We start from the raw sequence: 23,910 nt of genomic DNA on the forward strand, positions 1-23,910 counted from the left end.
GTTTACCACATCTTGAACGGATTCAGCCCATTGGCCTGCTGCATCATCATGCGCTTGGCAAACGGGAAGCGCTCGGCCAGGTGCAGGCTCAAGTCGCCCAATTGACGCAGCGGCTTGGCGCCGGTGAACAGGTGGTGGAAGCTGTCGGTGGCGGCGATCATCGCCTGGTTGGCCGCCCGGCGCTGGCACTCGAAGCGCAGCAGGTTAAGGTAATCACCCGGGTCGCGGCCCTTGATGATGATCTCTGCCAGGGTGTCGGCGTCGTGCAGGCCGATGTTCAGGCCTTGGCCTGCCAGCGGGTGCACCACGTGGGCGGCGTCGCCCATCAGCGCCAGGCGCTTGCCGATGTAGCGTTTGGCATGCTGGCGCTTGATGGGAAAACTGGCGTGGGCGACGATTCGGATAAGGTTGCCCAGGCGTTTGGGAAAAGCCGCCTCGATTGCTGCCTTGAGTGCTTCGTCGTCGAGCTGTTCACGCGCCTGGGTGTTGCTGGTCGTGTCGTACCACACCAGCGAGGCACGATGGCCGGGCAGCGGCAGCATGGCCATCGGGCCGGTAGGTGTGAACACTTGCCAGCTGACATCCTGCTGGGGCAGCTCGGTCTCCACGTTGATGATCATGGCGCGCTGGTGGTAGTCGTAGCTCGTGGTTCCGATGCCGGCCAGCTGGCGCAAGGTGGAGCGAGCGCCATCGGCCCCCACCACCAGCCGGGCGCTGAGCGTTCTGCCGTCATCGAGCTCTACTCGGCGGGTTGCATCGGTGGCGTGCGTGCCCGTCGGCGCGCTCCGGGTGTAGCAGGTCACGCTGGGAAGCTCCTCCAAGCGCTCCCAGAGCGCGTGCTGCAGCGCGCGGTTTTCGATGAACACGCCAAAGTTATCCATGTCGCTGTCCGCCGCCGAGAACACGCTGTGGCCGGTGCCGTCCTGGTTGGCGACATCGATATGGCGAAACGGGCAGCAGCGCTCTTCGGGAAGCGTGGTGCCGCTCAGCTTGACGAAGGCCAGCGAGCGGGCATTGAGTGACGAGATGCGCAGGTCATAGTCGCCGCTGGCGGGTTCCGGCGCGTCGCCGCGTTCGATCAGGCCGATCGAGAAGCCCGCGTTGCCCAGGCGGGCGGCCAGCGCGGCGCCGACCATGCCGCCGCCAACAATGATGATATCGTGATCCTGCTGCATGAGGTGCTCCTTCAATGCGTCGTCGGCACCTATCGGTTCGTTGCATGTGCCTGGAATGTCCTACAGTATCGTCGAGATAGGGGAAACTTGCCTAGGGTGAACAATTGACGCAGGCCGTGGAAATGCAAAAAAGGGTGGCCCAGGCGGGCTCGGAACTGGCCCTCTTTATCGAGCAGCATCCAAGGCTATGGGTGATTACCGGCGCGGGCGTGAGTACCGACAGCGGCATTCCTGACTACCGTGATGAAGCGGGACAGTGGAAGCGGCCGCCGCCGGTGCAGCACGGCGATTTCATGGCCTCGCCCAGCGTGCGCCAACGCTACTGGGCGCGGGCGCTGGTCGGGTTCCAGGCGCTGCGTGAGGCCCGACCCGGCGGGGCGCACAAGGCGCTGGCGGCGCTCGAAGCCATGGGGTTTATCGAACGGCTGGTGACTCAGAACGTGGACCGCCTGCACCAGCGCGCAGGCTCGCGCCGGGTGATCGACCTGCATGGCCGCGCGGATCTGGTAAAGTGCATGAGCTGCGGCTATCAGATGATGCGCCACGCCATGCACAGCGAAATGGCACGCATGAACCCGGCCTTCGCTGCCCTTGACGCTACCCACGCCCCGGACGGGGATGCCGACCTGGAAACCGATTTCAGTACCTTTCGCGTGTTCGACTGCCCGCGCTGCCACGGCATTCTAAAGCCCGACGTGGTCTATTACGGCGATGTGGTGCCGGTAGAGCGTCGGCTGGCGGCAGAAGCGGGGCTCAAGAATGCCCAGGCGGTGCTGGCGGTGGGCACTTCATTGATGGTGTTCTCGGGCTATCGCTTCTGCCGGGAAGCCCACGCCATGGGCCTGCCCATTGCTTCGCTTTCCCTGGGCGTTACCCGGGCGGATGCGCTGCTTGCCCACCAGTGGCGAGCACCGCTGACCCCGGTGCTGGCCCATGCCGTGGAGCTGCTTGCAGCCTCTCAGCGCGCCTTGGATACCCAAGGGTTGTCCGCCAGCCAGAACCGCCAGGGGGCATCGCGGTCTTCGGGTTCGGCATAGTCGATCCCTACTCGGGGGCCGCTGGCAATCGGCAGATGATGGCGCTCCTCGCTTACCCATAGTTTCTCGGCGCGGGTCATGTCGTGGCCATAAAGCGCCTTGTCCACGCCAAGCGCGCGGGTGAGCTTGCCGGGCCCGTTGCTCAGCGCTCTTCCCACCATGCTGCGCCGCTCGCGCATCGCCTCTTCGTTGAGCACGGGCTCTACGGCGCGAATCAGTACCGCGCAAGGCGAGCCTTCCGGCTCGGTCACGATATTGAGCAGCCAGTGCATGCCATACACCAGGTACACGTAAGCGTGGCCGGGCTCGCCGAACATCGCCGCCGTGCGCGGCGTCAGCCCGCTGTGGGCGTGGCAGGCGGAGTCGTGGGCGCCGCAATAGGCTTCGGTTTCCACGATGCGTGCCGCCATCAAGGTGCCGTCCAGTTCGCGTACCAGCCAGCAGCCCAGCAGGTCGTTGGCAACGGCCAGCGTGTCGCGCCGGTAGAAGTCGCGGGAAAGGGGAGGCAGGGAGCGTTCAGGCAGGGGTGACATTATCTCGCCGCATACTTGAGTGAGCTGCTAGGGTAAGGGGTAGACGCCACCGAATGAAAGAGGAAGATCACCATGCTGACCTTCGAACACGACTACAAGACCCTGCCCGCGCCACTATGGGCCGCCTGCCAGCCCACCCCGGTCGATACGCCCACCTTGATTGCCTTCAATCGGGCGCTGGCGGGCACGCTGGGGGCAACGGATATACCCGATGACGAGACACTGGCGCAGTGGTTCGGTGGCACTACATTGCCGCCGGGTGCCGACCCGGTAGCGCTGGGTTACGCGGGCCATCAGTTTGGCAACTTTGTGCCGCAGCTTGGCGATGGCCGGGCGCTGCTGCTGGGCGAAGTGATGGATACGCACGGCCAGCGCCGGGATATTCAGCTCAAGGGCAGCGGGCGCACGCCGTTTTCACGCGGCGGCGATGGCCGCTCGCCACTGGGCCCGGTGCTGCGCGAGTATCTGGTAAGCGAGTTCATGGCGGCCATCGGCGTACCCACCACGCGGGCGCTGGCGGCGGTGGCCAGCGGCGAGCAGGTCCGCCGCCAGCTGCTGGAACCCGGCGCGGTGTTTACCCGCGTGGCCAGCAGCCACGTGCGCGTGGGTACTTTCCAGTTTGCCGCCGCCAGCGGCAACGAGCAGACCCTCAAGGCGCTGGCCGATTACGTGATCAAGCGCCATTACCCCGAAGCGGCCGAGGCGAAAGACCCTTACCTGGCCCTGCTCGACGCCGTGGTGACTCGCCAGGCGGCGCTGATTGCGCGCTGGATGAGCCTAGGCTTCATTCACGGCGTGATGAATACCGACAACACCAGCGTGGCCGGGGAAACCATCGACTACGGCCCCTGCGCCTTCATGGAGCAGTTCGACCCGCGCAAGGTATTCAGCTCGATTGATCAGGGCGGGCGCTACGCGTTCGAGAACCAGCCGGGCATCGCCCAGTGGAACCTGGCCCGCTTTGCCGAAACGCTACTGCCGCTGATGCAGGCCGAGGGCGATGAGCTGATTGCCCAGGCCACCGACGCCATCCGCCGCTTTAGCGACGTGTTCGCTACTGAGCAGCGCCGCCTGCACGCAGACAAGCTGGGCCTTGAAGCGCATAGCGAACAGGCCCACGACCTGATGGACGGGCTGGAAATCCAGATGCATCAGGGCGAGATGGACATGACCGCCACCTTCGATGCGCTCACCCAGTACGCCGCCTCGCCGGATAACGAGCGCTATGCGGCGCTGCTGGCGCTGACCACTCACCCCGAGGAGCTGGCAGCGTGGCTGAAGGCCTGGCAGGTCGTGGTGATGGCGGGCAGGGAGAGCGAGCGGCTTGACGCCATGCGCCGCGCCAACCCGATCATCATTCCGCGTAACCACCGGGTACAGGAAGCCATCACCGCCGCTTATGATGGCAATTTTGCGCCGTTTCATACGCTGCTTGACGTCGTGACTCATCCGTTTGATGACTCGACCGAGGCGCGCCGCCTGGCAGCGCCTGCAACCAGCAGCGAACAGGTGTTGAGGACGTTCTGCGGCACCTGAACATGAAATGTCTGTGATAAACTGTGGTTTTTTACAGGTAGGGCAGGTGGCCGGTGCGCAAAATCATCCACTGCGACTGTGACTGCTTTTATGCGGCGGTAGAAATGCGCGATAACCCCGCGCTCAGGGAGATCCCCATCGCCATTGGCGGAAGTGTCGAGCAGCGCGGGGTGGTCGCGACCTGCAACTACCCGGCGCGCAAGTTCGGCATCCATTCCGCCATGCCCATGGCCCAGGCGCTCAAGCGCTGCCCGCACCTCACGCTGATTCGCGGCGATATGCCGAAATACAAGGACGTGGCTCGTCAGGTGTTTGCCATCTACCGCGAGGTGACCGAGCTTATCGAGCCGCTGTCGCTGGATGAGGCGTTTCTGGATGTCTCCAATGTCACCCTTCATCAGGGTAGTGCCACGCGCATGGCCCAGATGATCCGTGAGCGCGTCAGCCGCGAAGTGGGCATTACCGTATCCGCCGGGGTCGCGCCCAACAAGTTTCTGGCCAAGATCGCCAGCGACTGGAACAAGCCCGATGGCCTGTGTGTGATTACCCCGGACGAGGTCGAGCACTTCGTGCAGGCGCTGCCAGTGAAGAAGATTCACGGCGTGGGACCACGCACCGCCGAAAAGATGGCGCGGCTGGATATTCATACCTGCGCTGATCTACGTACCCGTTCGCTGACCGAGCTGGTGGAGCACTTTGGCCGCTTTGGCAAACGCCTGCACGAGCTGAGCTTTGGCCACGATGACCGTCCGGTGAAAACCCATCGCGAACGCAAATCGGTAAGCACTGAGCAGACCTACGCCAAGGATCTACCCTCGCTCGAAGCATGCCGTGCGGAGCTGCCCACGCTTCTCGAAGACCTGGAGCGCCGTTATGCACGCCTCGACCCACCGCCCGGGGTCAGGGGGCTGATGGTCAAGGTGAAGTTCAACGACTTCACCCAGACCACCGTGGAACACGCCGACCCGGCGCCCAACCTCGAGCAGTTCGAAACGCTATTGAACGTGGGCTGGGCGCGGGGCGAGCGTCCGGTGCGTCTACTGGGGGTAGGGTATCGCCTGGCAGAAGCCGCGCCGGCCGAGCAACTGTCGCTGTTTTAGATATTTTCGTTAGCCTGTTAATACCTATGTCGATTGACGCACTCACAGGCGGGCGCTAAAACAGACGTATGATAGATCGATTACTGCTGGCTCGGCACCTGCAACGGCTGTTGAGGCCAGACGAAAAAAGCAAAGGTTCCAGAGCTGCGCCACGACAAGAGCTGCGCCATCACAAGAGCTGCGCCATGACATCAGCAACGACACCAACAACGACAACCACCGCTTCGCGCCCTCGGCTGGTATTTGCTCACGCCAACGGGTTCCCCGGCCTGAGCTACAGGAGCCTGCTGGCGCCGCTGGCCGATACCTTTGAAGTGACTCCCCTGGATCGTCTGGGCCACCATCCCGACTACCCGGTAAACCACAACTGGGCCAATCTGGTCGATGAGCTGCTGAGCTACCTGCCGGAATCTGATGTGCCGCTGCTGGGGGTTGGTCACTCGCTGGGCGGTACACTGATGGCCATGGCCGCCGACAAGCAGCCCGAGCGCTTTTGCGGGGTGATCATGCTCGACCCGCCACTGATGCTGGGGCCAGATGCCTGGGCCATGAAGGCTGCCAAGCGGTTCGGTTTCATCGACCGCATCACGCCCGCAGGCAAGACCCAAGGCCGGCGCAGTATCTGGCCAAGCCGCGAGGTCATGGCCACCTACTTAAGCCGCCGCGGGCTGTTTCGCCGCTTTACCCCGGAGGCACTCAACGACTACATTGAAGCAGGCACCCGAGTGTTGGAGGATGGCAGCGCCGAACTCACCTTTGATCCACGTATCGAAGTGGAGATTTTCCGCCACCTGCCGGACCACCTCTCCCGCCTGCCCCGCCGGGTAGGCGTGCCGCTCGAGCTGGTGGCCGGGCAGGAATCGCACCTGCTGACCGCCTCGCGCATCAAGCGGCTACGGCGCAACGGCCTGAAGGTAGAAGAGGTGCCCGGCACGCACATGTTCCCCATGGAGCATCCGGATGAGACCCGCGCCGCCATCCTGGCCGCCTGGCAGCGCTTGTCGCACGCGTCAGCCAGGCCATCACACACCGCGTAAGGAGGCGTCATGTACCTTTCCGTACAGCTTAGCTATTACCCGCTCGCTGATGATTTCAAGCCAGTGGTGAAAGAGGTGGTCAAACGCCTGGAAGCCTCGGGACTCGAAGTCTACCCCAACCGCATGAGCACCCAGGTATTCGGCGAGTTCGATGCGGTCATGGCCGCACTGGCTGATGTCATGAAGTGGTCCTTCGAAACCCATGGCAAGGCGGTGTTCGTGGCCAACTTTCTGGAAGGCGACCGTCGGCCGCGAGGTTGATTCTGTTGACTGAAAACGCCGCTCGATCGAGCGGCGTTTCCTTTGAAAGCCTGGCTGCTTCTACACCAGCGACTCCAGGCAGGATTCAATGATATCCAGCCCTTCGTTGAGCACGCTGTCGTCGATGGTGATGGGCATCAGAAACCGGATGGTGTTGCCGTACATGCCGCAGGAGAGCAGGATCAGGCCCTCTTCGCGAGCCTTCTTGCACAGTGCCCCGGCCAGCTCGGCGTTGGGTGTCTTGGCGTGTTTATCCGATACCAGTTCAAAGGCGGCCATGGCGCCCAGGTGACGGACGTTGTCCACGCACTCGTAGCGTGCCTGCCACTGGTTGAAGCGCTTGGCGAGCTTCTCGCCCAGCTCCACACTCTTTTCCAGAATGTTCTCTTCTTCGAATACGTCCAGAACCGCCAAGGCAGCAGCGCAGGCGGTGGGGCTGCCGGTGTAGGTGCCGCCCAGCGAATTGGGGCCGGAGGCGTCCATCACCTTGTCGGTCCCCACCACCGCGGAGATCGGCATGCCGTCGGCCATGCTCTTGGCCATGGTCATGATGTCGGGCTCGACGCCGCTGTGTTCGATGGCGAACAGCTTGCCGGTGCGCCCGAAGCCCGACTGCACTTCGTCGATGATCATTAAAATGCCGAGCTCATCGCAGATGGCGCGGATCCTTTCCAGAAAGGAGGTCGGCGCGGGGTAGAAGCCGCCTTCGCCAAGTACGGGTTCGAGAATGATGGCGGCGGTATTGGTGGGGCCGGCGTCGGTTTTCAGCGCCATCATCAGCCCGCGAATGGCTTCGTCTTCGCTTACCCCGTGGTAATCCACCGGGTAGGGCGCGCGGAATACGGTGCCGGGCATGGGGCCGAAATCGGTCTGGTAGGGAGCGACCTTGCCGTTCATCGCCATGGTGAAGAAAGTGCGGCCATGATAGCCGCCATCAAAGCAGATGACGTTGGGGCGCCCGGTGGCGGCGCGGGCGATCTTGACCGCGTTTTCCAGCGCCTCGGCACCGGAGTTGGCCAGCATTACCTTGGCATGCCCACGTACCGGCACCAAGTGGCTGAGCTTTTCCGCCACCCGCACGTAGCCTTCGTAGGGCATCACCGTCTGGCAGGTGTGCATCACCTTGTCGAGCTGCGCCTTGACGGCGGCGACCACCTTGGGGTGGCGATGGCCGATATTGAGAACGCCAATCCCGCCGGCGAAATCGATGAAGCGGTTGCCGTCAGCATCCCACACCTCGGCGTTTTCGGCATGGTTGGCAAAGGCGGTGGCGGGGCTTGCCGCACCGTTGGCCACGTATTTACGCTTTAGGGCGTTCAGCTCAGCATTGTTCATGGCTCGACTTCTCCTGGTAAAGAGTAGTGATGACATCGTGTTTGCCTGTGCAACCCGTCAGGCGACGACCACCCGGTTGCCGCCGGCCTCCTTGGCGCGGTACATGGCGCCGTCGGCCCGGTCCAGAATGCAGCGGTGGATGGTTTCAGCGTAGCAGGCAACGCCAGCCGAGACAGTGACGTGTATCTGCTGGCAGGTAAACCGTGCGTCCGCTATCGCCTCGCATACCCGCTCCATGGCCCGCTCGGCGGCCTGAGTGTCCACTTCCGGCATGATGATCAAAAACTCCTCACCACCCAGGCGCATCTGAATATCCGTGCTGCGCAGGGTCTGGCCGACCAGCGCCGTGACTTCCCTGAGCACGTCGTCACCAATGCCGTGGCCGTAGGTGTCGTTGATGGCCTTGAAGCTATCCAGGTCGAAGATGGCAATACTGAGCGCATTGCCGTAGCGCTTCGAGCGCTGCTCCTCTTCTCCCAGGCGTTGAAGGCCGGCGCGGCGATTGAACAACCCCGTCAGCTCGTCACGATGGGCCAGGTGATCGAGGCGTTCATTGGCTTGTTTCAGCCGCTCTTCGAGCTGCTTGCGCTCGGTTATGTCGACGATGAACGTTAACTGGCGAGGCCGTCCATCGTCGCCTTCGATGCGCGCCGCCTCGGCGATGATCGTGTGGACATCGCCTTGTTTGTCGCGCACTTCACACTCCTGGCGAAAATCCTGAATGCTGTCGCCCTTGATGAACTCGTCGTGCCGTCTCGTCAACGCGTCACGGTCGGCGGGGGCAATCATCATGGAGAAATGCTTGCCCAGCAGTTCCTCTTCGCTGTACCCGTAAAAGTGGCAGTAAGCGGCATTGACCATCTCGAAGCAGCCGTCGGGGTCGGTAATGCAGATACCCACGGGGGCCGTCTTGATGATGTTCTCGGTATTGCGCCTTGTGCGGGTGAACAGCTGATAGATGTTATCCAGGCCCTTATCGATCATGAGGGCTACCTGCGAGTGTCGTAAGCAGGGCTTCGTCGCGCAGGGCGGCGAGCCGGGGCGTCAGGTCGTCACCCAATGAATTGACCACGGGCCTGGCAAAGTAGTATCCCTGCTGGCGGACGATACCCGCCCTGGCAAGCCAGAGTGCTTCGGCGCGGGTTTCGACACCTTCGGCAATCAAGGTGATGCCCAGCTGGCGGGCCAGGGATACCAGGGTGCCAAGAAGTGCCTGACGGCGCGGATGATGGTCGCAGTTCATGACCAGCTCGCGGTCGATCTTGAGTTTGTCCGGCGTAAGGTCAGTCAGCAGGTCGAGGTTGGCGTAGCCGTTGCCGAAATCGTCCAGCGCCGTCTTGAACCCCATGGAGCGATAGGCGCCGATGATATCGCGCAGATGCCGGCGATCCTTGACGCGTTCGGTTTCGGTCACCTCGAAAATGAGCCGTTCGGCGGGCCAGCCGACACGGTGCGAGGTTTCAAGTGTGGCCTGGATGCAGGCCTCGGGCTCGTAAACCGCGTTGGGCAGAAAATTGATCGACAGGCTGGTCTGCATGCCCAGCGCGCTTGCCATTTCGATGGCCTTGACGCGGCAGGCCTGGTCAAAGCGGTAAAGCAGATCGTCGGTGACCTGGGAGAGAACACTCCAGGCAGACTCGCCGTCCGGCCCGCGAACCAGGGCTTCATAAGCATGTATCCTGGCATGCTCGATATGGACGATAGGCTGGAATGCCATGGTGAAGGCGAACGGCAGCTCCCCTTCACAGCGTTTACAGCGCCCGTTGACGCGTGCGCAATGACTCATAAAGCCTCCTTACTTGATGTGTCCGCACATTCCTTTGCTGCAAACGCTCATCGTCTACAAGCGGACACATCGAAACAGTACATCGCTAAGTGTAGCGGCTATGGCGTGCTTGGATAATAGGCCAGGTTATCAAGTGGCGTGACGCCGTACTGGCCGTGGCGCGCTCTTGATAGGGTGGAGGGTGGTAAAAGCGCCCGGCCGGGCGCAGGGAATGGAGTATAGAGTGCTGGGCTCACGCGCGGTGAATTAAATGATGCCAGCGTCATGCAGCGCCTGGCGCTGTGCCGGGCTGATGCCGATTTCATCGAGAATGTCGGCGGTATGTTCGCCAAGCCGTGGCGGGGCAGTAGGCGCACTGATGGACTTGCCGTTCATACGAATGGGGTTGGCCACCAGGTTGACCTCGCCGACCTGGGCGTGAGGAAGCGTCTGCTTCAAGCCACGCGCCTTGACGTGAGGGTCATCGAAGACGCGGTCCAGGGTGTTGATCGGCCCGCAGGGCACGCCGACGGCTTCAAGGGCGGCCAGCCACTCATCGGTGGTGCGCTGGGCAATCGCCGCCTGGAGAATGGGCACCAGGATGCCACGCTGATGGACCCGGGCACCGTTGGTGGCAAACCGCGCATCGGCGGGCAGATCACTCAGGGAGAGCACCTCGCAAAAGCGCCGGAACTGCTCATCGTTTCCTACCGCGACAATCATGTGGCCATCGAGGGTGGCAAACGCCTGGTAGGGCACGATATTGGGATGCGCGTTGCCCAGACGCTGCGGCACCTTGCCCGATGTCAGATAGTTGAGCGCCTGATTGGCCAGCACGCCCACCTGAACGTCCATCAGCGCCAAGTCGATATGGCAACCCGTATCCGTATCCCGGCGCTGGTAGAGCGCGGCGAGCACGGCGTTGGCGGCATACAGCCCGGTGAAGATATCGGTAAACGCCACGCCGCTTTTCACCGGCCCGCCGCCGGGCTCATCGTCAGACTTGCCGGTCAGGCTCATGATGCCGCCCATGGCCTGAATCATGAAGTCGTAACCCGCACGGTGGGCGTAGGGGCTCTCCTGGCCAAAGCCGGTAATCGAGCAGTAGACGAGCCGTGGGTTGAGCGTCTTGAGGCTTGCGTAATCCAGCCCGTAACGCTTGAGCCCACCCACCTTGAAATTCTCCAGCAGCACGTCGGATTGCGCGACCAGCTGGCGGATGAGCGCTTGCCCTTCGGGCTTGGCCATGTCGATGGTGACCGAGCGCTTGCCGCGATTGGCGCACAGGTAGTAGGCCGATTCCGCCGTGCCCTCAAGCCAGGGCGGGCCCCAGTGGCGGGTGTCGTCGCCCGCTACCGGGCGCTCTACCTTGATCACGTCGGCGCCCATGTCGGCAAGCATCTGGCCGCACCACGGCCCTGCCAGCACTCGGGAAATATCGAGTACCTTGATACCGGCCAGCGGTTTTGAAGGTGTGCTCATGGTGACTCCTTTGGCCTGCCGGGTGAGTGCCTAGAAGAACGATTGCAGACCGGTCTGGGCGCGGCCCAGAATCAGGGCATGCACGTCGTGGGTGCCTTCGTAGGTGTTGACCGATTCCAGGTTCACCATGTGACGGATGACGCCGTACTCGTCGGACACGCCGTTGCCGCCGTGCATGTCCCGGGAAACCCGCGCAATATCCAGCGCCTTGCCGCAGTTGTTGCGCTTGATCAGCGACACCATTTCCGGCGTCCAGTTGCCGCTGTCCATCAGCCGACCCACCTGCAGCGCGGCCTGAAGGCCGAGGGCGATCTCGGTTTGCATGTCGGCGAGCTTTTTCTGGATCAGCTGGTTTGCGGCCAGCGGGCGGCCGAACTGCTTGCGATCCAGGGTGTACTGGCGCGCGGCGTGCCAGCAGAACTCCGCCGTACCCATCACGCCCCAGGCGATGCCGTAGCGCGCCTTGTTCAGGCAACCAAACGGGCCTTTCAGGCCGCTGACGTTGGGCAAGAGGTTCTCTTCAGGCACGAAGGCGTTATCCAGCACGATCTCGCCGGTCACCGAGGCGCGCAGCGACACCTTGCCTTCGATCTTGGGGGTGGAGAAGCCTTCGGTACCGCGCTCCACGATGAAGCCCTTGATCTGGTTGTCGTGGGCGGCGGATTTGGCCCATACCACGGCGATATCGGCAATCGGGCTGTTGGTGATCCACATCTTGGCGCCGGTGAGCCGGTAGCCGCCGTCCACTTTTTCGGCGCGGGTGATCATCGAGCCCGGATCCGAGCCGTGGTCCGGTTCGGTCAGGCCAAAGCAGCCGACCATGTCGCCACTGGCAAGCTTGGGCAGGTACTTCTGCTTCTGCTCTTCAGAACCGTAGGTCTCGATGGGATACATCACCAGCGACGACTGCACGCTCATGGCCGAGCGGTAGCCGGAGTCGACGCGCTCCACCTCGCGGGCAATCAGCCCGTAGGCCACGTGATTGACGCCCGCACCGCCGTACTCCTCGGCGACGGTGGCGCCCAAGAGGCCAAGCTCGCCCATCTCGGACATGATCTCGCGGTCGAAGCGCTCTTCACGGAAGGCGCTGAGTACGCGGGGCTGAAGGTTTTCCTGGCAGTAGTCGTGGGCCGCGTCGCGAATCTGGCGCTCTTCGTCGGTGAGCTGTTGTTCCAGCAGTAGCGGGTCATCCCAGTTGAAATGTGTCATTTCGAAGCTCCTGGCGGTTCTTGACTATTGTGTTTGAGAAAGCGTTTCGCGTAGACACACAGGCGCCCACGACGAGCCATCGATCTACTCTTCAAGTAAAGTCAATGTATCGCCGTTATTTTAAAATATCTACATTTTTTTAAAATGCAGAATTTACCGCATGCCCCGGGCCTCAAGCACCCGGGTAATGATGGGTACTGGTGTCATCAGGTGGTCGCGCATCAGCACGGCGGCCCGTTCGGCGTCGCGGGCGAGAATGACCTCGACCAGGGCAGCATGCTCCTGACGCTTGAGTTCGAGCGCATCCGAGGACATCACGGTCTCCTGCAGCCACAGGTGGCGATAGCGCTCCACCTGGTCGAACAGGGTGTCGCGCATCTGCAATAGGTGAGGGGAGTTGCAGCCACTGGCGATGGCGGTATGAAACGCCTTGTGACGAAAATCCCAGCCATCGAGCAGCTCGTCTGGCGAGCTTATCTCGGTGACCTTGGCAAGCCGGTGAGCGGTGGCCACCACGGCGGCTTCCCAGTCGTCGTCACCGCGCTCGATGGCCAGACGCAGAATCAGCCCTTCGAGCTGAGCGCGGGCGTCGTAGATATCGTTAAGCTCGGCAAGCGACATGGCGGCCACGCGATAGCCCCGCTGGCTGATCGCCACTACCAGACGGTCGGCCACCAGCTGGGAAAGCGCTTCGCGCAGTGGGCCGGTGCTGACGCCGTAGCGCTCCTTCAAGCGGCTCATCAAAAGCTTCTCTTCCGGCGCGTAGCGGCCGCGGATAATATCGTGCTTGAGCGTGCGGTAAGCGTTGATGGCGAGGTTCTGGCGCGGCGCTTCTGTTTCCATGGCAATCTCCCTGGCGGTTTCCATGACAATCCCCCTAACGCGCGGCTCCCTGGTGAGATGGCGGCAAACAGGCGAAGATAGAACTGGCGAAGATAGAATAACGGCTATTATCAATAAATTTTAACAATTTGGCACAAGAGGGGGGATTCATGTGGGATTTCATCATTATTGGTGGCGGTATCCTGGGCATGTCCACCGCCATGCAGCTGCAGAAGGCTTACCCCGAAAAACGTCTGCTTGTCCTCGAGAAGGAGAGCGGCCCCGCCCAGCATCAGACCGGCCACAACAGCGGCGTCATCCATGCCGGGGTGTATTACACGCCGGGCAGTCTGAAAGCCAGGTTCTGCCTTGAAGGCAACCGGGCAACCCGGGAATTTTGTGACCAGCACGGCGTGGCTTACACCACCTGCGGCAAGCTGCTGGTGGCCACCAATGCACTTGAAACCGAGCGGATGCGGGCGCTTTGGGAGCGCACTGCGGCCAATGGGCTTGAACGGGAGTGGCTGAGTGGCGAAGCACTCAAGGAGCGCGAACCCCATATTCGCGGTGAAGCGGGCATTTTCGTGCCTTCAAGCGGCATCGTCGACTACGCTGAGGTCACGCGCGCCATGGCTGCCGAGTTCGAGAGCCTGGGCGGCAGCATCCGCTATGGCGTCAAGGTCACGGGGCTTGAAGAGCGCCGGGCGGAAGTCGTGATCAGCACCACGCAGGACACGTTCAGCAGCCGCTACCTGGTGACCTGCGCCGGGCTCATGGCGGACCGCGTGATTCGCATGCTGGGCCAGGACCCAGGCTTCACGATCTGTCCGTTCCGGGGGGAGTACTACCGTCTGCCTTCACATCATGATCAGATCGTCAATCACCTGATCTACCCGATTCCGGACCCCGCCATGCCGTTTCTGGGCGTTCACTTGACGCGCATGATCGACGGCAGCGTCACGGTCGGGCCCAACGCGGTGCTGGCACTGAAGCGGGAAGGGTATCGCAAGCAGGATATGTCACTGCGTGATATGGGCGGGATGTTTACCCACCCGGGCGTATTGAAGGTATTGGGCCGGCACCTGAAACCCGGCCTTGGGGAGATGAAGAACTCGCTTTACAAGCGCGGCTACCTGGAACTGGTGCGCAAGTACTGCCCCCGTCTGACGCTTGAGGATCTGCTGCCTTACCCGGCGGGTGTACGCGCCCAGGCCGTCTCGCGCCAGGGCCGGCTGATGGATGATTTCGTGTTCGTGAACACCCGGCGCACCGTGAACGTGGGCAATGCGCCGTCGCCGGCGGCCACTTCGGCGCTGCCTATCGGGGCGCATATCACCCGGCAGGTCATGGCACTATTGTCCCAATAGCCTCCGCGCAGAAGCCGTGCTAACGTCTGGCTACCGCTTCTGCACGAACGGGAATCGGAAACTTGCACCTCCTTTGTCAACCCTATTACACAAGTCCAAACAGGACGGAGGCACTACGCATGCGCACACTCAAATATACTGTCGCCGCATCCATGCTGGCCGTAGCACTGCCTGCCAGCGCCCAGCAGCTCTCCATCGCCACCGGCGGCACCGGCGGCGTTTACTACCCCATCGGCGGCGGCCTCGCCGAAATGATCAACAAGCACATCGAAGGGGCGCAGGCAACGGCAGAGGTGACCGGTGCCTCGGTCGAGAACATGGGGCTGATCATGCGTGGCGATGCCGACCTTGCCACGGCGCTTGCCGACACGGTGTATCAGGCCTACACCGGCACCGGCGATTTCGAAGGCCGCCAGGTGGAGAACACCCGTGCACTCGCCTCCATCTATCCCAACGCGGTGCAGCTGGTGACGCTTGCGGAATCCGATATCCAAAGCATCAGCGACCTGGCCGGCAAGCGGGTATCCGTCGGTGCGCCGGGTAGCGGCACCGAGCTCAACGCCCGCGCCGTGCTGGAATCCAACGGCATCAGCTACCGGGATTTTACTCCCCAGCGTCTCAACTTCAACGAAACCGCCGATGCCATTCGTGATGGCGATATCGATGCCGGTTTCTGGAGCGTCGGCCCGCCCACCAGCTCGATTCTCAACCTCGCCGCCACGCGCGATATTCGCCTGATCAGCCTGTCGGATGAAGAGATTGCCAACGCTCAGGAAGAAGAGGCGGTCTTCGCCCCTTACGAGCTGGCCGCCGGCATGTACGACGGCATGGATGAAGCCGTTCAGACCATCGGCATTCCCAACGTCCTGGTGGTCAATGCCGACATGGATGAAGACCTTGCCTACCAGCTGACCCAGCTGCTGTTCGAGCATATCGACGAACTGATCGCCGTACACCCGGCGGCCAACGACACCACGATCGAGTTCACCATGAACTCCACGCCGGTACCGCTGCATCCGGGCGCGATCCGCTACTTCGAGGAAGTGGGTGCCGAGATTCCGGACCGCCTGCGTCCGGAATGATCTCCTTCTGACGGAGCATCTGTCATGCAGTGGCAACAACGAACGCTGATGATGCTTCTGCTGGTCGGTTTACCGCTCGCCGAGGCCGGGGCTGCTCCTGCCTCGGCGTCGGCGTATCTGGTGGTGACTACCCAGCAGGGGGAGACGCTGCTGGATGCGCCGGCCCCCAACGGGACGAGTTGGTGTATCCAGTGGAAGCATTCGGTCGAACACTTCACGGTGCTGGATTGCTACCGCAATGTGGGCGGCATCATGCAGCTCGAACGCAGCCACCAGCCCGACTTTGCCGCCGGACTTGGGCATATCGTGGGCCGGGGTGAGCAGGTGTCCGACGGTCAGGGCGGTTACTGGATCAACGCCATCGATGAGCCGGTGCCCGGCAATCGCTATGTGCTTCGGGTCGGCGCGCCAGCGGTCAACCACCAGGTGGTATGGCCGGGCGGCGAGCACCCGGACACAAGCCTGAGCGAGCACGCGGCCGGGCAACGAGTGACGATTCAACTGACAGCGCCATCAGCACACTCCATAAGTCAGTAAACAGTGCGCAGTAAGCAAATAACCTGAAGTATGCCAATAACCTGAGCCGCGAGAGCCAGGGTAGTACGTGTCATCAAAAACAAGCTAGACAACATTTTCCGAGGACTTCATGAACGAATCCAACCCACCGCCGGTCCTCATGCCGGGCGGTAATGCGATTCAGCCGCGTCTGGTGCTGTGGTGCATTACCATCGTGGCGGTCGCGCTTTCCCTGTTTCAGCTCTATTCGGCGGGCATTCAGCCGCTGGGGCTTTTTTACCAGCGCGGTATTCACCTGGCGCTGATCATGCTGCTGGCCTTTCTGATGTTTCCTGCCTTCGGGCCCAACCGCAAGCGCGGGGTGCTGGGCTGGTCGATTGATCTGGTGTTCTTCGCCGGGGCCTTGATTACCGGTGGCTACCTGGTGCTCTTTCTGGATGATATCGTCAGCCGGGCCGGCTTCTGGAACGACACCGACATCCTGGTGGCCTGCATTGCCACGGTCACGGTGCTGGAAGCCAGCCGTCGTGCCGTAGGGCTTGGCATGACGATCATCGGCGTGCTGGCCATCGTGTACGCCTTTGCCGGGCCGCGTGGGGAATTGCCCTGGCTCGGCGAATGGCTGCCCGGGATCCTGAATCACCGCGGCTACTCGCTTGACCGGGTCGCCGGGCAGCTGTACCTGGGCCAGGAGGGCATCTTCGGCCTGCCGCTGGGCGTGGCGGCGACCTATATCTTCATCTTCGTGCTGTTCGGGGCCTTTCTGGAAAGCACCGGCGCGGGCAAGTTCTTTATCGATATGGCCTACGCGGCCACCGGGCGTCAGCGCGGCGGCCCGGCCAAGGCCGCTGTGCTGGCCTCGGCCGGCATGGGGTCCATTTCGGGCAGCGCCATTGCCAACGTGGTGACCACCGGCGCCTTTACCATTCCGCTGATGAAAAAGCTGGGCTATCAGCCCAAGCAGGCCGGCGGCATTGAGGCGGCAGCCTCTACCGGCGGGCAGATCATGCCGCCGCTGATGGGCGCCGGCGCTTTCCTGATCGCCGAGTACACCAACACGCCCTACCTGGACATCGTCAAGATCAGTATCCTGCCGGCGATCATGTACTTCGCCACGGTGTATCTGTTCGTGCACATCATCGCGTTGAAGCAGGGCATGCAGGGCATGGCTCGCGCCGAGCTGCCGAAGATGCGCCAGGTCATGAAGGATGGCTGGCACTTTCTGTTGCCGTTGGCCGTGCTGGTCTGGCTGCTGGCCATGAGCCTCTCGCCCATGCGGGTAGGCTACTACGCCGTGGTGACCATGGTCGCCGTGGCCGTGATTCGCTATGCACTGTGGTACTTCTTCGTTGCCCCGGCGCAAGGCCAGCCGGTCACGCTCGAGCGTACCAAAGGCGTTATCCGGGCAGGGCTTGTCAAGCTGGTGGAAGGGCTCGAGCTTGGTGCACGCAACGCCGTGGCGGTTTCCATGGCGTGCGCGGTGGCGGGGATCATCGTTGGCGTGGTGGGGCTTACCGGCCTGGGGCTCAAATTCTCCTCGATGATGCTGGCCTTCTCCGGCGGTAACCTGGTACTGGCCCTGGTTCTGGTGCTGCTGGCAAGCCTGATACTGGGGATGGGGCTGCCGGTGACGGCAAGCTATATCGTGCTGATCGTGCTGGTGGGCCCGGCGCTGACCAATGAGTTTGGCGTACCGCTGCTGATCGCTCACCTGGTGGTGTTCTGGTACTCCCAGGACTCCAACGTGACGCCCCCCATTGCGCTTGCCGGTTTTGCCGGGGCGGCCATTGCGGGCAGCAAACCCATGGAAACCGGCTTCCAGGCCTGGAAGTTCGCCAAGGGGCTCTACCTGATTCCGCTGTTCATGGTCTTCAATCCGGAAATCATCGTGGGCGGGCCGGTACTGGTGGTGGCCTGGAACGCACTCATCGCTATTCTGGCGCTGTGCGCCTTTGCCGCCGCCCTCGAGGGCTATCTGTTTACCCGCATGGCGTGGCTGCCGCGTCTGGCGATCACTGCCGCTATCGTCGGCGTTTTCTACCCAAGCCTTCTGACCGAAGTGCTCGGTGTGGTGGTCATGGTGGTGGTGATTGGTCTGAACTGGAGTGCCAGCAGGCGCGAAGTGCCTGCTGGCGTGGCGTAAGGCGGCTGGCACCCAGCAGGGGGGCTGCCATGAAAAAGCCCGGAAACCGCAAGGTTTCCGGGCTTTTGGCGCTTAGAAGATCGACTCGGCCGTGCCTGAGCCTTGCGAGCCGCTGGCCTCTTCCAGTTCACGGCTGATGCCGCGGGGCTGGTAGTCGGGCAGGTGGTCGCGGTGGAAGAACTCGGTAATGCCACCGCCCTGGCCCTCCTGCAGGCGGCGCCCGGTATTGGGATCTACCTGGGCGGTCACGACCGTGGCAGGTCGCTCCGGCAAGGCGCTGGGCGTGCCTTCCAGCGCCTTGCCCATGAACGCCGTCCAGATAGGCAGTGCCGCGTTGGCGCCGTATTCGGCAATGGTTTCATTGCTGTCCTTGCCGACCCATACGGTGGTCACCAGGTTGCTGTTGAAACCTGCAAACCAGGCATCGCGCTGGCTGTTGGTGGTGCCGGTCTTGCCCACGATATCGTCACGGTTGAGGCTCAGCGCGCCACGCCCGGTGCCCGAGGTGATAACGTCGCGCAGCATGTCGCGCAGGATGTACACGGCGGCGGCATCCGCCACGCGCTCGGCAACCGGATATTCACGCCCATCGATCTCGACGAACTCCTGGCCCTCTTCACAGCTGGGGCAGGCTACCTTGGGGCTGGCTTCGTTGATGAGTTCATGATCGTCGTTGCGGGTAACGCGCTCGATGAACCACGGGGCGACCTGGAAGCCGCCGTTGGCGATCACCGAATAGGCGTTGGTCATCTCCAAGGGGGTCAGGCTGGCGCTACCCAGGGCAAGCGAAAGTCCATGGGGCAAACGGCCCGGCGCAAAGCCGAAGCCCTCCAGGTAGTTGATCGTGTGATCCAGGCCCATGGTCTGCAGCACGCGGATGGTGACCAGGTTGCGCGAGCGGGCGAGTGCCGGACGCAGGCGCATGGGGCCCTGGAAGTCGCGGCTGGAGTTGACCGGGCGCCACAGCGAGTTGCTGCCGTCATTCAGCACGACCGGGGCATCGTTGACCACGCTTGCCGCGTTCATTTCGCCATCCTGCAGCGCGGCCAGATAGATGAACGGCTTGAAGATGGAGCCTGCCTGGCGCTGAGCCTGAATGGCGCGGTTGAACTTGCTGGCGTTGAAATCAAAACCGCCTTGCAGGGCCAGGATGGCACCGGTGCGCGGGTCCTGCGCTACCAGCGAGCCTTCGGCATCCGGCCGCTGGGAAAGACGCACGGCCCCATTCGAGGGTTCGATGATCCGCACCAGGTCGCCACGCACGGCGATCTGGTCGGCAGAGCTTGGCTCACCACCCCGGCTGCGCGGGCTTTGATACGCGCGTGCCCAGCTCAAACCGTCCCAGCCGATGGTCTTGAGTTCTCCGCCGCGGGTCAGCACCTGCATTTCCCGGCCGCTGCTCTGCACCACGATGGCCGGCTGAAGCAGGCCATAGTTGGGCGTGCGCTCCAGTACCTGAATCCAGTTGCTCACGTCACCTTCAATACCGGCAATCTCCGTCTGGCTGCGCTCGGCGGCCTGGCGGGCGGTCTGGCGGATTTCCGGCGACTCGGAAAGCTCCTCTTCAAGGCCTTGGGTAGCGGTGCGTTCCTGGGCTTCGACAAGGCTCGGGGCGATATCGTGCTGCTCGGCGCCGCGCCAGCCGTGGCGCAGGTCGTACTCGAGCAGCCCGTTGGCGAGCGCGTCGCGGGCAAATGGCTGCAGCTCGCTATCCAGGGTCGTATAGATGCGGTAGCCAGCGGTATAGGCGGTGTCGCCGAAGCGTTCGACCGCGTACTGACGGGCCATTTCCGCCACGTAGGAGGCGTCGACTTCCGTCTGGGTGTAGTGGCGGCGTGCAGTGACCGGCTCCTGCACCGCGGCCTGGTACTGGCTGTCATCGATATAGCCAAGCTCGCGCATGCGAAACAGGATCCAGTTGCGGCGAATGAGCGAGCGCTCGGAGTTGGCCAGCGGGTTGAACGCCGACGGTGCCTTGGGCAAGCCGGCGATCATGGCGGTTTCCGCCAGGGTGAGTTCGGAAAGCGGTTTGTCGTAATAGGTATCAGCCGCCGCGGCGATGCCGTAGGCTCGATTCCCTAAGAAAATTTTGTTAACGTAAAGTTCGAAGATCTCTTGTTTGCTCAGTACCTTCTCCATCTGCAGGGCAAGCAGGATTTCACGGATCTTACGTGTGAAGGTCTGGTCCAGGGTCAGCATGTAGTTACGCGCGACCTGCATGGTAATGGTCGAGCCGCCGGACTGGATGGCGCCACCGCTCTGGGCAAGCTCGACGGCTGCCCGGGCGAGCCCGCGAGGATCCACGCCCGCGTGGTCAAAGTAGTTGGTGTCTTCGGCGGCGATCAGGGCGTTCACCATGTCCTGGGGGATCTCGTCGAAATCCACCACTACCCGGCGCTCTTCACCGAACTCGCCAATCAGCTTGCCGTCGTTGGTAAAGATGCGCAGCGGCGAATGCAGCTCGAAGTTTTGCAACTGGCGTACATCGGGCAGGCCCGGAGAGAAGTAGATAGCAGCCCCCACCACGGCAAGCGCGGCGGCACCGACTAACGAAACGACAAGAAAGAACAGCGACAGGATGAGGGTTCGCAAAAACGTCATGAACAGGGGGCACCCATGATAAGAAGAATAGGATCGGCGTTTAAACGGCCGTATCGCGCAATTGGCAGCCATTATAGGAAGGCGAGGCATCGGCCACCAGTGCTGATACGCCGTAAATTCAGCCGCGCGTTACAGGATTGACGAGGCGTAACACCGCGCAGCCGCCACGCAAGAAGGCAGGAAGAAACCCACCATGCGCTTGATCAAAGCCAGTAAAAGCTTGATTGGCATCGATATTGGCTCGACCGCCGTCAAGTTGCTGGAGGTTAAAAAAAGCCGTGGCACCTACCGGGTCGAAAGCTACGCGATTCGCCCGCTTGCCAAGGGCACCGTCGTCGACGGCCACATCGAAGACGCCGATGACGTCACGCAAGCCCTGGTTCAGGCGCTCGATGAGGCGAGGCCCGCTACCCGAAAGGCCGCTATCGCCTTGCCAGCGCATCTGGCCATCACCCAAACGCTAGTCTTCCCTGCAGAACTCGATGAGCAGGCGATCGAGGAGCGTTTACTGGCCGAGTCAGACCACCCGCTTGCCTTTCCGTTCACTGATGTCGCCTTTGATTTCGTTACTCAGGACCCCGCGCCCGGCGCCCCGCATTTACAGCAGGTTCTGCTGGTAGCCTGCCGACAGCAGGACCTTTGGCCCTGGACCAGCGTTGTGGCGCGGGCAGGGCTTGACCCGGTTGCCGTCGATATAAGCACCTTTGCACTGGCGCGCGCGTTTAGCGTACTGGGCGCTTCGGGCCCTGATGACGGCAGTGCTACCTGCGCGGGGCTGGTGGAGGTGACGCTGGGTGCGCAACGCGAGGCGACGATGACGCTTCATGTGCTTCATGAGGGGCAGGTCGTCTATACCCAGGAGAGCAGGCTTGCCCGCCTGGCCGATATGGCGCGAATGCCTTCAGCCCTTTGGAGCAACTCCCTGGCCCAGCAGGTCAACCGCGCGCTGCGGCTTTACTACGCCACGCAAGACGCGCTTGCCCCCACCCACCTGGTACTGGTCGGCGATGGAGCGTCAGCGCCGGGGCTGGCCGCGCAACTTTCCAAGGCCTGCGGCATCGAGGTAATCCTGGGCGACCCGCTTGGCGCCGTGGGGTCAAGCAAGCAGCTGACGCAGCGGCGGGAGCATCAGGCATTGGCAGAGGATTCGGCCCGCCTGATGACGGCCTGCGGGCTTGCCCTGCGGGTGGTGCCATGAGCGTCATGATCAACCTGCTGCCCTGGCGCGAAGCGCGGCGCAGGCAGCGCACGCGCCATTTCTATTGCAGCATGCTGCTGGTCGGTGCCCTGGGAGCGGCGGTCGGCGGGGTGATGGTCCATGCCTATCAGCACATGCTTGCCAACCAGCAGGCGCGCAACGCTCACCTCACGAGCCAGATAGCGCTCTTCGAACAGGAAATCGACGAAGCCGAGCGCCATCACCAGGCGATTGCGCGGCTCGAGCGACAGCTGGGCCTGTTCAGGCGTCTGATTGAGGCGCGCCCCCAGACGCTTCACCTGTTCAATGACCTGGCGGCAAGCCAGGTAGTAGGCGTGACCTATCAACGCCTCGAGCGCCGCCATGGCAAGCTCAGTGCCACGGTGGCAGCAAAGAGCGAAAATCAGGTGGCCGAGCATCTGCACCGCCTGGCGCGGCGGCCAGGACTCGAGGAGCCGATACGCACCGCTATTGACCGCGGACAGCACGGCCAGCGCTACGTCAGTTTCGAGATCACCCCGCCGCGCTCTGATGAACAGGAGGCGCCATGAGGCCGCAATGGCAAAAGGAGTGGCAACGCTTGCAGGCGCTTGACTGGCGGGAGCTGGACCTTGGTGAGGCGGGCAACTGGCCCTGGTCGATAAAGGTGCTGGGCGGCGTGCTGGTGTTCATTGTCGCGCTGGCGCTTGTCGGCGGGTGGTGGGCAAATGACGACCGCTCGGCCCTGAAGGGGGCCCAGAGAGAAGAGGCGCGCTTGCTCAACGATTACCGCAGTAGCGTGCACGCCGCAGGGCTGCTTGGCCAGGCGCGTGCGCACAGGGCGGCGCTTGACGCTCAAATGACCCAGGTGCGTGGCCTGCTGACGCCTCTTGCAGGCATGCCTGCCCTGGTGGAAAGTCTTGTGCACGCTGCCGAAGCGAATCACCTCGCGGTCGATGCCCTGCACCAGCCACCGAGTGTCAGCCACGCCTTTCATACCGAATACCCTCTAAAGATCGAGGTGCTGGGCGGCTATCACGACATTGCCGAGTTCGTTGCCGATATCAGCCGCTTGCCCCAGTTGCTCAGCCTCCATGCGTTTACCCTCGAACCCAGTGCATCGCCAGGCGCCAGCCTGCGGTTGACTTTGACGGCTCGCGCCTATGACGTGAAAGAGCCAGGCGAGCATGACGACCTGTCACCGGCAGCGGTGTCGCCATGAGGGTGGGGTTGGCGGTAGTCAGCGTACTGACGGTTGGTCTGTCAGGCTGCGGCGAGCCCGAGCTCGACCAGTTGGACGCCACGTTGGCCGCGTTGCGCGAAAAGGCGGGACCCTACGCGTCCGAAGCCGTCGAGCCGCTGCCGGCGGTTGCCACGCCCGTATATCGCTATGCCAAAGCCCCGAGCCCTTTCCAGCCTGCGGACATGACAGCGGGACCAACGGAAATCCCGGATCCTGCACGCACGCCCGAACCGCTGGAAGATTTCCCGCTTGCCGAGCTGCGGCTGGTGGGCACGCTGGCCATGGGCGGGCAACGCGTTGCCTTGATCGAGATGCCGGACGGACAGGTAGTGAGCGCCCATGAAGGTGGCTACATCGGTAGTGAAAAGGGGCGCATTGAAGAAATAACCGCGCAGGCGGTGCACATTACCCAGCCTGGTTCGGTAACGGAAGAGACGCAGCGAGTGTCGCTCTCTTTGGACGCGCCACGCCGCACCCCCTCAATGTAAC

General features: G+C 62.7%; 22 protein-coding genes. 13 read left to right on the top strand and 9 right to left on the bottom strand.

The window, feature by feature from the left end:
• Window positions 1-2 precede the first annotated feature (2 nt).
• Window positions 3-1,175: a UbiH/UbiF/VisC/COQ6 family ubiquinone biosynthesis hydroxylase gene (locus HW452_RS06505; RefSeq protein WP_224105284.1), complete on the bottom strand. Its 1,173-nt coding sequence runs from the start codon at window positions 1,173-1,175 to the stop codon at window positions 3-5.
• Between the two features lie 122 nt (window positions 1,176-1,297).
• Here HW452_RS06505 and HW452_RS06510 point away from each other — a divergent pair, with 122 nt between their 5' ends.
• Complete coding sequence (locus HW452_RS06510) at window positions 1,298-2,212, top strand: NAD-dependent protein deacetylase (RefSeq protein WP_224105285.1); 915 nt, start codon at window positions 1,298-1,300, stop codon at window positions 2,210-2,212.
• Here HW452_RS06510 and HW452_RS06515 read toward each other — a convergent pair.
• A complete protein-coding gene (locus tag HW452_RS06515; RefSeq protein ID WP_224105286.1) occupies window positions 2,134-2,745 on the bottom strand; it encodes a DNA-3-methyladenine glycosylase in 612 nt (203 codons plus the stop codon). The genes HW452_RS06510 and HW452_RS06515 overlap by 79 nt on opposite strands.
• 72 nt (window positions 2,746-2,817) lie before the next feature.
• On the opposite strand from HW452_RS06515, the gene HW452_RS06520 reads away from it, so the two are divergent.
• The 4 genes from HW452_RS06520 to HW452_RS06535 all read left to right on the top strand — a co-directional run bounded on the left by HW452_RS06520 (window position 2,818) and on the right by HW452_RS06535 (window position 6,679).
• Window positions 2,818-4,281: a protein adenylyltransferase SelO gene (locus HW452_RS06520; protein ID WP_224105287.1), complete on the top strand. Its 1,464-nt coding sequence runs from the start codon at window positions 2,818-2,820 to the stop codon at window positions 4,279-4,281.
• A 53-nt stretch (window positions 4,282-4,334) separates the two neighbouring features.
• A complete protein-coding gene (gene dinB, locus HW452_RS06525) occupies window positions 4,335-5,381 on the top strand; it encodes a DNA polymerase IV (protein ID WP_224105288.1) in 1,047 nt (348 codons plus the stop codon).
• 185 nt (window positions 5,382-5,566) lie between these two features.
• Window positions 5,567-6,418 carry an alpha/beta fold hydrolase gene (locus HW452_RS06530; protein ID WP_224105289.1) on the top strand — a complete coding sequence of 284 codons (852 nt, stop codon included), beginning with the start codon at window positions 5,567-5,569 and terminating at the stop codon, window positions 6,416-6,418.
• A gap of 9 nt (window positions 6,419-6,427) precedes the next feature.
• A complete protein-coding gene (locus HW452_RS06535; protein ID WP_224105290.1) occupies window positions 6,428-6,679 on the top strand; it encodes a YkoF family thiamine/hydroxymethylpyrimidine-binding protein in 252 nt (83 codons plus the stop codon).
• A gap of 60 nt (window positions 6,680-6,739) precedes the next feature.
• Here HW452_RS06535 and gabT read toward each other — a convergent pair whose 3' ends face one another.
• The 6 genes from gabT to csiR form a co-directional block, all read right to left on the bottom strand.
• Window positions 6,740-8,014 carry a 4-aminobutyrate--2-oxoglutarate transaminase gene (gabT, locus tag HW452_RS06540; protein ID WP_224105291.1) on the bottom strand — a complete coding sequence of 425 codons (1,275 nt, stop codon included), beginning with the start codon at window positions 8,012-8,014 and terminating at the stop codon, window positions 6,740-6,742.
• 57 nt (window positions 8,015-8,071) lie between these two features.
• Window positions 8,072-8,998, bottom strand: a complete 927-nt coding sequence (locus HW452_RS06545) for a GGDEF domain-containing protein (protein WP_224105292.1) — start codon at window positions 8,996-8,998, stop codon at window positions 8,072-8,074.
• Window positions 8,988-9,800 (bottom strand): EAL domain-containing protein, encoded by an 813-nt coding sequence (locus HW452_RS06550; RefSeq protein WP_224105293.1) that lies wholly within the window; start codon window positions 9,798-9,800, stop codon window positions 8,988-8,990. Before HW452_RS06550 ends, HW452_RS06545 begins: the two co-directional genes overlap by 11 nt.
• Before the next feature lie 246 nt (window positions 9,801-10,046).
• Window positions 10,047-11,261 (bottom strand): CaiB/BaiF CoA transferase family protein, encoded by a 1,215-nt coding sequence (locus HW452_RS06555; RefSeq protein WP_224105294.1) that lies wholly within the window; start codon window positions 11,259-11,261, stop codon window positions 10,047-10,049.
• Between the two features lie 30 nt (window positions 11,262-11,291).
• Window positions 11,292-12,470 carry an acyl-CoA dehydrogenase gene (locus tag HW452_RS06560; protein WP_224105295.1) on the bottom strand — a complete coding sequence of 393 codons (1,179 nt, stop codon included), beginning with the start codon at window positions 12,468-12,470 and terminating at the stop codon, window positions 11,292-11,294.
• A 153-nt stretch (window positions 12,471-12,623) separates the two neighbouring features.
• Window positions 12,624-13,313, bottom strand: a complete 690-nt coding sequence (gene csiR / locus HW452_RS06565; protein WP_224105493.1) for a DNA-binding transcriptional regulator CsiR — start codon at window positions 13,311-13,313, stop codon at window positions 12,624-12,626.
• Window positions 13,314-13,462: 149 nt separating this feature from the next.
• On the opposite strand from csiR, the gene lhgO reads away from it, so the two are divergent.
• The 4 genes from lhgO to HW452_RS06585 all read left to right on the top strand — a co-directional run bounded on the left by lhgO (window position 13,463) and on the right by HW452_RS06585 (window position 18,400).
• Window positions 13,463-14,659 (top strand): L-2-hydroxyglutarate oxidase, encoded by a 1,197-nt coding sequence (lhgO, locus tag HW452_RS06570; protein WP_224105296.1) that lies wholly within the window; start codon window positions 13,463-13,465, stop codon window positions 14,657-14,659.
• Window positions 14,660-14,778: 119 nt separating this feature from the next.
• Entirely contained in the window at window positions 14,779-15,741 is a 963-nt protein-coding gene (locus HW452_RS06575; RefSeq protein WP_224105297.1) for a TAXI family TRAP transporter solute-binding subunit, read from the top strand.
• Between the two features lie 24 nt (window positions 15,742-15,765).
• Window positions 15,766-16,278 carry a DUF1850 domain-containing protein gene (locus HW452_RS06580; RefSeq protein WP_224105298.1) on the top strand — a complete coding sequence of 171 codons (513 nt, stop codon included), beginning with the start codon at window positions 15,766-15,768 and terminating at the stop codon, window positions 16,276-16,278.
• A 109-nt stretch (window positions 16,279-16,387) separates the two neighbouring features.
• Entirely contained in the window at window positions 16,388-18,400 is a 2,013-nt protein-coding gene (locus tag HW452_RS06585; protein ID WP_224105299.1) for a TRAP transporter permease, read from the top strand.
• A 72-nt stretch (window positions 18,401-18,472) separates the two neighbouring features.
• Here HW452_RS06585 and HW452_RS06590 read toward each other — a convergent pair whose 3' ends face one another.
• Window positions 18,473-21,001 (bottom strand): penicillin-binding protein 1A, encoded by a 2,529-nt coding sequence (locus HW452_RS06590; RefSeq protein ID WP_224105300.1) that lies wholly within the window; start codon window positions 20,999-21,001, stop codon window positions 18,473-18,475.
• A 193-nt stretch (window positions 21,002-21,194) separates the two neighbouring features.
• On the opposite strand from HW452_RS06590, the gene pilM reads away from it, so the two are divergent.
• From pilM to HW452_RS06610, 4 genes are read left to right on the top strand one after another with little or no spacing between them, the layout of a single operon-like run.
• The gene (gene pilM, locus HW452_RS06595; protein ID WP_224105301.1) at window positions 21,195-22,199 is read left to right on the top strand and encodes a type IV pilus biogenesis protein PilM; all 1,005 of its coding nucleotides are present in this window, start codon (window positions 21,195-21,197) and stop codon (window positions 22,197-22,199) included.
• Window positions 22,196-22,750: a PilN domain-containing protein gene (locus tag HW452_RS06600; protein WP_224105302.1), complete on the top strand. Its 555-nt coding sequence runs from the start codon at window positions 22,196-22,198 to the stop codon at window positions 22,748-22,750. The genes pilM and HW452_RS06600 overlap by 4 nt, the downstream gene beginning before the upstream one ends.
• Window positions 22,747-23,400: a type 4a pilus biogenesis protein PilO gene (locus HW452_RS06605; protein ID WP_224105303.1), complete on the top strand. Its 654-nt coding sequence runs from the start codon at window positions 22,747-22,749 to the stop codon at window positions 23,398-23,400. Before HW452_RS06600 ends, HW452_RS06605 begins: the two co-directional genes overlap by 4 nt.
• Window positions 23,397-23,909 carry a pilus assembly protein PilP gene (locus HW452_RS06610; RefSeq protein WP_224105304.1) on the top strand — a complete coding sequence of 171 codons (513 nt, stop codon included), beginning with the start codon at window positions 23,397-23,399 and terminating at the stop codon, window positions 23,907-23,909. Before HW452_RS06605 ends, HW452_RS06610 begins: the two co-directional genes overlap by 4 nt.
• The last annotated feature ends 1 nt before the right edge of the window (window position 23,910 follow it).

It is taken from the genome of Vreelandella aquamarina, assembly GCF_020075495.1.
GTDB lineage: Bacteria > Pseudomonadota > Gammaproteobacteria > Pseudomonadales > Halomonadaceae > Vreelandella > Vreelandella aquamarina_A.

What these genes read in the sequence shown, in the direction of transcription:
- gabT (WP_224105291.1), bottom strand. Translation starts at nt 8,014, where the DNA reads ATGAACAATGCTGAGCTGAACGCCCTAAAGCGTAAATACGTGGCCAAC.
- HW452_RS06585 (WP_224105299.1), top strand. Translation starts at nt 16,388, where the DNA reads ATGAACGAATCCAACCCACCGCCGGTCCTCATGCCGGGCGGTAATGCG.
- HW452_RS06605 (WP_224105303.1), top strand. Translation starts at nt 22,747, where the DNA reads ATGAGGCCGCAATGGCAAAAGGAGTGGCAACGCTTGCAGGCGCTTGAC.
- csiR (WP_224105493.1), bottom strand. Translation starts at nt 13,313, where the DNA reads ATGGAAACAGAAGCGCCGCGCCAGAACCTCGCCATCAACGCTTACCGC.
- HW452_RS06590 (WP_224105300.1), bottom strand. Translation starts at nt 21,001, where the DNA reads ATGACGTTTTTGCGAACCCTCATCCTGTCGCTGTTCTTTCTTGTCGTT.
- HW452_RS06550 (WP_224105293.1), bottom strand. Translation starts at nt 9,800, where the DNA reads ATGAGTCATTGCGCACGCGTCAACGGGCGCTGTAAACGCTGTGAAGGG.
- pilM (WP_224105301.1), top strand. Translation starts at nt 21,195, where the DNA reads ATGCGCTTGATCAAAGCCAGTAAAAGCTTGATTGGCATCGATATTGGC.
- HW452_RS06610 (WP_224105304.1), top strand. Translation starts at nt 23,397, where the DNA reads ATGAGGGTGGGGTTGGCGGTAGTCAGCGTACTGACGGTTGGTCTGTCA.
- HW452_RS06530 (WP_224105289.1), top strand. Translation starts at nt 5,567, where the DNA reads ATGACATCAGCAACGACACCAACAACGACAACCACCGCTTCGCGCCCT.
- HW452_RS06515 (WP_224105286.1), bottom strand. Translation starts at nt 2,745, where the DNA reads ATGTCACCCCTGCCTGAACGCTCCCTGCCTCCCCTTTCCCGCGACTTC.
- HW452_RS06535 (WP_224105290.1), top strand. Translation starts at nt 6,428, where the DNA reads ATGTACCTTTCCGTACAGCTTAGCTATTACCCGCTCGCTGATGATTTC.
- HW452_RS06555 (WP_224105294.1), bottom strand. Translation starts at nt 11,261, where the DNA reads ATGAGCACACCTTCAAAACCGCTGGCCGGTATCAAGGTACTCGATATT.
- HW452_RS06505 (WP_224105284.1), bottom strand. Translation starts at nt 1,175, where the DNA reads ATGCAGCAGGATCACGATATCATCATTGTTGGCGGCGGCATGGTCGGC.
- HW452_RS06560 (WP_224105295.1), bottom strand. Translation starts at nt 12,470, where the DNA reads ATGACACATTTCAACTGGGATGACCCGCTACTGCTGGAACAACAGCTC.
- HW452_RS06575 (WP_224105297.1), top strand. Translation starts at nt 14,779, where the DNA reads ATGCGCACACTCAAATATACTGTCGCCGCATCCATGCTGGCCGTAGCA.
- HW452_RS06520 (WP_224105287.1), top strand. Translation starts at nt 2,818, where the DNA reads ATGCTGACCTTCGAACACGACTACAAGACCCTGCCCGCGCCACTATGG.
- HW452_RS06580 (WP_224105298.1), top strand. Translation starts at nt 15,766, where the DNA reads ATGCAGTGGCAACAACGAACGCTGATGATGCTTCTGCTGGTCGGTTTA.
- HW452_RS06545 (WP_224105292.1), bottom strand. Translation starts at nt 8,998, where the DNA reads ATGATCGATAAGGGCCTGGATAACATCTATCAGCTGTTCACCCGCACA.
- HW452_RS06510 (WP_224105285.1), top strand. Translation starts at nt 1,298, where the DNA reads ATGCAAAAAAGGGTGGCCCAGGCGGGCTCGGAACTGGCCCTCTTTATC.
- HW452_RS06600 (WP_224105302.1), top strand. Translation starts at nt 22,196, where the DNA reads ATGAGCGTCATGATCAACCTGCTGCCCTGGCGCGAAGCGCGGCGCAGG.
- lhgO (WP_224105296.1), top strand. Translation starts at nt 13,463, where the DNA reads ATGTGGGATTTCATCATTATTGGTGGCGGTATCCTGGGCATGTCCACC.